Raw genomic sequence first — 7742 nt, 5'->3', positions numbered from 1 at the left:
TCGAGCGCTTCTCCTCGTACTCGCCGGTGACGTCCGGGCCGGCGGCCAGCCTGAGCACACGTGTCCCGGGGTCGGTCATGGGACCAGTATCGCCGCCCCGCCCCCGGTGGTTTTCCCTACCCTGGGGGTGTGACCTTCCCGAGCAGTGACACGTTCTCCGTCTGGGCGCCGACAGCCGAGGCCGTCGGCCTGGTCCTGGACTCCGCCGACGCCGATCCGATCGCCATGCACCGCACCGCCGACGGCTGGTGGGCCTCGACCGTCGTCCGCGAGCAGGGCAGGGACTACGGGTTCGTGGTGACGGGCGACGACGGCGAGGTGAGCGACGCGCGTCCCGACCCGCGGTCGGCGCGTCAGCCCGACGGCGTGCACGGGCTCTCGCGGGTGCACCGGGTGGACGCGACGCGCTGGACCGACTCGGCCTGGACGGGTCGGCAACTGGCCGGGTCACTCCTGTATGAGATGCACGTGGGAACCTTCTCCCCCGGTGGCACCCTGACCAGCGCGATCGAGTACCTCGACGACCTGGTGGAGCTGGGCGTGGACATGGTCGAGGTGATGCCCGTCAACGCGTTCAACGGCGAGTACGGCTGGGGTTACGACGGGGTGGCGTGGTTCGCCGTGCACGAGCCGTACGGAGGACCGGACGCGTTCCAGCAGTTCGTGGACGCCTGCCACGCCCGCGGACTGGGAGTGTGTCTTGACGTGGTCTACAACCACCTCGGGCCGTCGGGGAACTACCTTCCCGAGTTCGGCCCGTACCTGTCCGCCGCCGACGGGCCGTGGGGATCGGGGCTCAACCTCGACGGCCGCCACTCGGGCGAGGTGCGCCGGTACATCATCGACAACGCCCTGCGCTGGTTCGACGAGTTCCACGTGGACGCCCTGCGCCTGGACGCGGTCCACGCCCTGCACGACGCCTCGGCCGTGCACCTGCTCGAGCAGCTGGCGGTGGAGGTCGAGTCCCTCTCCGCCCACCTCGGGCGACCGTTGTCGCTGATCGCGGAGTCGGACCAGAACGACCCCCGGTTGGTCACCGCGAGAGAGGGCGGCGGACTGGGCCTCACCGGACAGTGGGACGACGACGTGCACCACGCGGTCCACGCCGCGGTCTCCGGTGAACGCCAGGGCTACTACTCGGACTTCGGGTCACTCGAGTCACTCCGGCAGGTCCTCACCGGGGCGTTCCTCCACGCCGGGACGTGGTCGGCGTTCCGGGGGCGGGTCCACGGCCGCCCGCTGGATGTCGGACGGGTCCCGGGCAGCCGGTTCGTGGCGTACACGCTCACCCACGACCAGGTGGGCAACCGCGCCGCGGGTGACCGGCCCTCCGTGAACCTCTCACCCGCGCAGCAGCTGGCCAAGGCCGCGATCGTCCTGTGCTCCCCCTTCACGCCGATGCTGTTCCAGGGCGAGGAATGGGGCGCGCGTACCCCGTTCTGCTTCTTCACCTCGCACCCCGAGCCCGAGCTCGCCGACGCCGTGCGCCGGGGCCGGACCCGCGAGTTCGCCGAGATGGGATGGGACCCGGCCACGGTGGCCGACCCCCAGGACCCGGAGACGTTCCGGCGGTCGGTGCTGGACCGGTCCGAGCAGACCCGGGACCAGCACGCCGAGATCCTCCGGGGGTACCGCGCACTCATCGCCCTCCGGCGGGCCGAGCCCGAGCTGACCGATCCGTGGCTCGGGTCGGTCCGCGTGCGGTGCGGGGTCGAGGCCGACGACGGCCGCTGGCTGATCGTCCACCGCGGATCGCTCGCCCTGGTGGTGAACCTGGGAACCGAGCCGAGCAGGGTCCCGGTGGCCGGCGAGGCGGTGCTGGCCTCGGGGGCGGTGGTCGACGAGGACTCGGTCTTCTGTCAGGCGTTCGGGTTCGCGGTGGTGCGCACCCGCCCGGACACCGGGTAGACGGGCCTCAGGTCAGGTACTCGTACGCCGCGGTGCCGGGCTCGAGCCGCTCACAGTCGATCCGGGAGGCCTCCATCCGCTCGAGCAGGGAGTGCAGGCCCGTGGCGGAGCCGAGTTCGATACCCACGAGGGCGGCCCCGTACTCGCGGTTGTTGCGCTTGAGGTACTCGAACTGCGTGATGTCGTCCTCCGGACCCAGCACCTCGTCGAGGAATCGACGCAGTTGGCCGGGCTCCTGGGGGAACTTGACCAGGAAGTAGTGCTTCAGCCCCTGGTGCACCAACGAGCGTTCAATGATCTCGCTGTACCGCGAGACGTCGTTGTTACCGCCCGAGATGATGCAGACGACCGTCGCGCCCTCGTCGATCTCGAGCTGCTCGAGTGCGGTGACCGCCAGCGCGCCGGCGGGCTCGGAGATGATCCCCTCGTTCTGGTACAGCTCCAGCATCGCCGTACACACCGCACCCTCGTCCACGGTGAGGACCTGGATCCGCTCGGTCATCGACGAGATCACCCCGAACGGGAAATCCCCGAGCCGTGCCACCGACGCACCGTCGACGAAAGTGTCCACGGTGTCGAGGGTGACGGGCTCGCCCGCCTCGAGAGCCCGGGTCAGAGAGGGCGCTCCCGCGGGTTCCACCGCGATGATCTTGCAGTCGGGCGCGTACTCCGCCAGGTAGGTGGCGAGCCCGCCCACCAGACCGCCGCCGCCGACCGGCACCACCACCGCATCGGGGACCCGGTCGAGCTGCGCCAGGATCTCCGCCGCGATGGTTCCCTGACCGGCCATGGTGTCCGGGTGGTCGAACGGCGGGACCATCGTCGCACCGGTCCGCTCGGCGTCGGCGCGGGCCGCGGTCTGGGCGGCGTCGAAGTTGACGCCGGTGACCACCAGCTCCACCCAGTTGCGACCGTGGGCGAGGATCCGATCCCGCTTCTGCTTGGGGGTGTTGGTGGGGACGTAGATGCGGCCATTGATCCCGAGGCTCCGGCAGGCGAACGCGACGCCCTGGGCGTGGTTGCCGGCGCTCGCCGTCACCACGCCCGCGCTGCGCTCGTCACCGGTCAACTGCGACATCAGGTTGTACGCGCCCCGGATCTTGTACGACCGCACCGCCTGCTGGTCCTCGCGCTTGAGCAGGATGGTCGCGCCGGTCTGCTCGCTCAACCGCTCGCTCTGGTGCAGTTCGCTCGCGAGGATCACGTCGCCGATGCGGCGGGCGGCGATGTCGATGTCGTCTGGGGTCACTACCTGGGTCGCGGCGGAGTCGGTGACGGTCACGACGACCAGTGTCCCACCGTGCGGTCCGTCACCGCCAACTGGTCATCCGGTGAGACAACCCGGCCCGAGCAGCGCCTTGAGATCCCCCATGAGCGAGGAGGACGTCTCCACCCGCAGATGGTCGTCCAGTCGCAACACCGTCGAGGAGTTCCCGTTGACCAGCCGCAGGTGGACGTCGGAGGGTCCGGGGTGTCGGCCGAGCACCTGTTTGAGGGCGGTAACGGTCTCGATGGTGCACATCCGGGTGGGCAGGGTCAGCGCCAGCGGGGCGCCGTTGCCGCCCACGACCAGGTCCGGCACCTCGAGGGTGTCACCGAACACCGACACCCGGTCCTCACGGATGTTGATGCGCGCCTTGACCAGGACGACCGCGTCCTCGGCGATGTCGAGGGCGGCGAGGCGGTACGTCTTGGGGAAGAAGAGCACCTCGACGCTGCCGTTGAAGTCCTCGATGGTCACGATCGCCCACGGTTCGCCGTTCTTGTTGACCCGCCGATCCACGCCGGAGATGATCCCGCCGATGGTCACCGCGGTGCCGTGCGCGAGTTCGCCCTCGTGGATGGTGGCGATCGACGTGTCGGTCTTGGCGGCGAGCGCGGACTCCAGCCCGTCGAGAGGGTGGCCCGAGACGTACAGACCGAGCATCTCCCGCTCGAGCGCCAGCTTCTGCTTGATCTCCCATTCCTCGTCGGGGACGCGGACCGCGAAGACGTCGCTGAAGGCGGAGGCGCCTCCCGACTCGTCGGCGTCCCCCCCGCCGAACAGGTCGAACTGGCCCACCGCCTCGGCCTTCTTGGTGGACATCACCGACTCGACCGCGTCGGCGTGCACCAGGAACAGACCCTTGCGCGGATGCCCCAGGGAGTCGAACGCACCGGCCTTGATCAGCGATTCCGTGACCTTCTTGGTGCACGCGGTCTGGTCGATCTTGGCCAGGTAGTCGGAGAAGTCCGTGAAGGCCCCCTTCTCCGTGCGGGCGGCCACGACGGAGTCCACGACGTGCGAACCGACGTTGCGGACCGCACCCATACCGAACCGGATGTCCGTGCCCACCGAGGCGAAATTGGTGAGCGACTCGTTGACGGACGGAGGCAGGACCCGGATCCCCATCTGCCGGCAGTTGGACAGGTACAGCGCGGCCTTGTCCTTGTCGTCACCCACGGAGGTGAGCAGGGCGGCCATGTACTCCGCCGGATAGTTGGCCTTGAGGTAGCCGGTCCAGAAGGACACCAGCCCGTACCCCGCCGCATGGGACTTGTTGAACGCGTACGAGGCGAAGGGCTCGATGGTCCCCCACAGGGCGTCCACGGCCTCCTTGGAGAAGCCGCGCTCGAACATCCCGCCCGAGAACTTCTCGTACTCGGCGGCCAGGACCTCGGCCTTCTTCTTGCCCATGGCCTTGCGGAAGCCGTCGGCCTCACCGGCGGTGTATCCCGCGAGCTCGCGGGAGATGGCCATGATCTGCTCCTGGTACACGATCAGACCGTGGGTCTCGCCGAGGATCACCCGGAGCGGCTCCTCCAGCTCCGGGTGGATCGGCACCAGTTCCTGCTTGCCGTTCTTGCGGTCGGCGTAGTTCCAGTGCGTCCCCATCCCCATGGGGCCGGGTCGGTACAGCGCGAGGGCGGCCACGATGTCGTTGAAGCCGGTGGGCTTCATGCGCTTGAGCAGCTCACGCATGCCACCGGAGTCCAGCTGGAACACGCCGAGGGTGTCACCGCTGGCCAGCAGGTCGTAGGTCGCCTGGTCATCGGTGCTGAGCGTGTCGAGGTCGATCTCCTCGCCGCGGTTGGACTTGATGTTCTCCAGGCAGTCCCCGATCACGGTGAGGTTGCGCAGGCCCAGGAAGTCCATCTTGAGCAGGCCGATGTCCTCACACGAGGGGTAGTCCCACCCGGTGATCAGGGCGCCGTCCTGCGCCCGCTTCCACATGGGGATCACGTCGAGCAGCGGCTCGGAGGACATGATCACCGCGCACGCGTGGACACCCGCCTGCCGGACCATGCCCTCGAGTCCGCGGGCCGTGTCGTAGATCCGCTTGACGTCCGGGTCGGTCTCGATGAGCTGACGGACCTCCGAGGCCTCGCCGTACCGCTCGTGCTTGGGGTCGGTGATGCCCGACAGCGGGATGTCCTTGGCCATGATCGCCGGTGGCAGGGCCTTGGTGATCCGGTCGGCGATCGCGTACCCGGGCTGGCCGAAGTTCACGCGCGCGGCGTCCTTGATGGCGGCTTTGGTCTTGATGGTGCCGAACGTGATGACCTGGGCGATCTTGTCGGCGCCCCACTTGTCGCTGGCGTAGCGGATCATCTCGCCGCGGCGACGGTCGTCGAAGTCGATATCGATATCCGGGGCGGACGGGCGCTCCGGGTTGAGGAACCGCTCGAACAGCAGGCCGTGCTCGATCGGGTCGATATTGGTGATCTTGAGCGCGTACGCCACCAGCGCACCCGCCGCGGACCCTCGGCCCGGGCCGACCTTGATCCCGATGGAGCGGGCGTACTCGATGAGGTCACCGACCACGAGGAAGTACCCGGGGTACCCCTTGCCCTTGATCACCTCGAGCTCGAACTCCGCGCGGTCCAGGTACTCCTGCGGAACCCCCGCGGGGAACCGCCACTCCAGGCCCTTGTGGACCTCTCGGGCGAGCCAGGTGTCCTCCGTCTCGCCCTCGGGCACGGGGAACTTGGGCATCCGGTCCTTCGGCGCCCAGATCTCGTCGTACGGCTGGACGCGTTCGGCGATCCACAGCGTGTTGTCGCACCCACCGGGGACCTCGGTGTCCCACTGGGCGCGCATCTCCGCCGCGGACTTGAGGAAGTACCCGTCGCCGTCGAACTTGAAGCGGTTCTCGTCGGCGAGGGTCTTGCCCGTCTGTACGCACAGCATCGCCTCGTGCGCGTGGGACTGCTCGCGGGTGACGTAGTGGCAGTCGTTGGTCACCAACGGCGGCATGCCCAGGTCCTTGCCGAGCTTGAGCAGGTCCTCGCGGACCCGCCGCTCGATGTCGATCCCGTGGTCCATGAGCTCCAGGAAGAAGTTGTCCTTCCCGAAGATCGACTGCCACTTCTCGGCCGCCTCGTAGGCCTCCTTGTGATGGCCCAGGCGCAGGCGGGTCTGGATCTCGCCGGAGGGACAACCCGATGTGGCGATGATCCCCTCGGAGTGCTCGGCCAGGATCTCGGCGTCCATCCGGGCCCACTTGCCCAGCTGTCCCTCGTAGGAGGCCAGCGAGGACAGCAGGAACAGGTTGCGCAGGCCGGTGGCGTTCTCGGCGACCATGGTCATGTGGGTGTAGGCGCCCGAACCCGCGACGTCGTCACCCTTCTGGTGCTTCTCGCCCCACAGCACGCGCTTCTTGTTGAACCTCGACTCGGGTGCGACGTACGCCTCGATACCGATGATGGGCTTGATGCCGGTCTTGACGGCCTGCTTGTAGAAGTCCGAGGACCCGTACATGTTGCCGTGGTCGGTCATGCCCACCGCGGGCATCCCGAGCCTGGAGGCCTCGGCGAACATCGGGTTGATCTGCGCCATCCCGTCGAGCATCGAGAACTCGGTGTGATTGTGCAGATGCACGAACTGGGATCCGCCCACGCAGCATTCCTCCTACGGCTTGTCCGGCCCAGTGTAGGTCGGTTATCCGACACGACCCGAAACGCCAGCATGCGTCGGGCGGCGTGACCGTCCGGCCAGCGTGAACGCGATCACGGCCACCCAGATCAACGCGAAGCCGGTCCACTGGACCGCGTCCAGTCGCTCCCCGACCACCAGGATCCCCCAGGCCATCTGCAGGACCGGGATGATGTACTGCAGCATGCCGACGGTGGCCAGGGGGATCCGCTGGGCGGCCACCGCGAACAGCAGCAACGGCACCACGGTCACCAGGCCGGCGGTGGCGAGCAACGCCGCGTGCCCCACCCCGTGTCCGGTGAACGTGCCCGCGCCGGTCACACCCAGCCACACCAGAACGGCGAGCGCGAGCGGCGCGATGAGCAGCACCTCGCCGGTCATCCCCACCACCGGGTCCACCCGGAGCTTCTTCTTGAAGACCCCGTAGAGGCCGAAACTCGACGCCAGGAGCACCGAGAGGTACGGGAAGTGTCCGTACCCCACGGTGAGAACCCCCACCGCGACGGCGGCGAGGGCCACCGCGAACACCTGGGGGCGGTTCAGCCGTTCGCGGAAGACCAGGACTCCCAGGAGCACGCTCACCAGGGGGTTGATCGTGTATCCCAGGGCCGCCTCGGTGACCCGCTCGGAGTTGACCGTGTGGACGTACACACCCCAGTTCACGGTGATGAACGCGGCGGCGCCGGCGATCCGCGCCCACGAGAGGCGGTCGAGCGCCCACAGCTCCCGCCACCGTCGCATGACGGTGAGCACCAGCGCCATGATCACCAGCGACCACACGATGCGGTGGCCCACGATCTCGACCGCACCGGCGGGCTCGAGCAGCGGGAAGAACGCGGGGAAGAAGCCCCAGAGCGTGTACGCCAGGACCCCGGCGAGCATCCCGAGCGCCACCGACCGGTCGGCGGGATCCCGCCCG

Annotated in this window: 4 protein-coding genes; 1 reads left to right on the top strand and 3 read right to left on the bottom strand. The window is 68.7% G+C overall.

Features of this window, described 5'->3' with window-relative positions; genetic code table 11:
* Window positions 1-129 precede the first annotated feature (129 nt).
* A complete protein-coding gene (gene treZ, locus G6020_RS06785; protein ID WP_179525084.1) occupies window positions 130-1908 on the top strand; it encodes a malto-oligosyltrehalose trehalohydrolase in 1779 nt (592 codons plus the stop codon).
* 7 nt (window positions 1909-1915) lie between these two features.
* On the opposite strand, the gene ilvA is transcribed toward treZ, so the two are convergent.
* The 3 genes from ilvA to rarD all read right to left on the bottom strand — a co-directional run.
* The gene (gene ilvA, locus G6020_RS06780; protein WP_179525083.1) at window positions 1916-3190 is read right to left on the bottom strand and encodes a threonine ammonia-lyase IlvA; all 1275 of its coding nucleotides are present in this window, start codon (window positions 3188-3190) and stop codon (window positions 1916-1918) included.
* Between the two features lie 42 nt (window positions 3191-3232).
* Entirely contained in the window at window positions 3233-6787 is a 3555-nt protein-coding gene (gene dnaE / locus G6020_RS06775; protein WP_182610097.1) for a DNA polymerase III subunit alpha, read from the bottom strand.
* A gap of 42 nt (window positions 6788-6829) precedes the next feature.
* Window positions 6830-7742: EamA family transporter RarD (gene rarD, locus G6020_RS06770; RefSeq protein ID WP_241732600.1), on the bottom strand; the 913-nt coding region annotated here is incomplete at its 5' end.

The organism is Dietzia sp. B19 (assembly GCF_014145155.1).
GTDB classification, from domain to species: domain Bacteria; phylum Actinomycetota; class Actinomycetes; order Mycobacteriales; family Mycobacteriaceae; genus Dietzia; species Dietzia natronolimnaea.
This window is presented reverse-complemented; position numbering and strand designations above follow the sequence as displayed.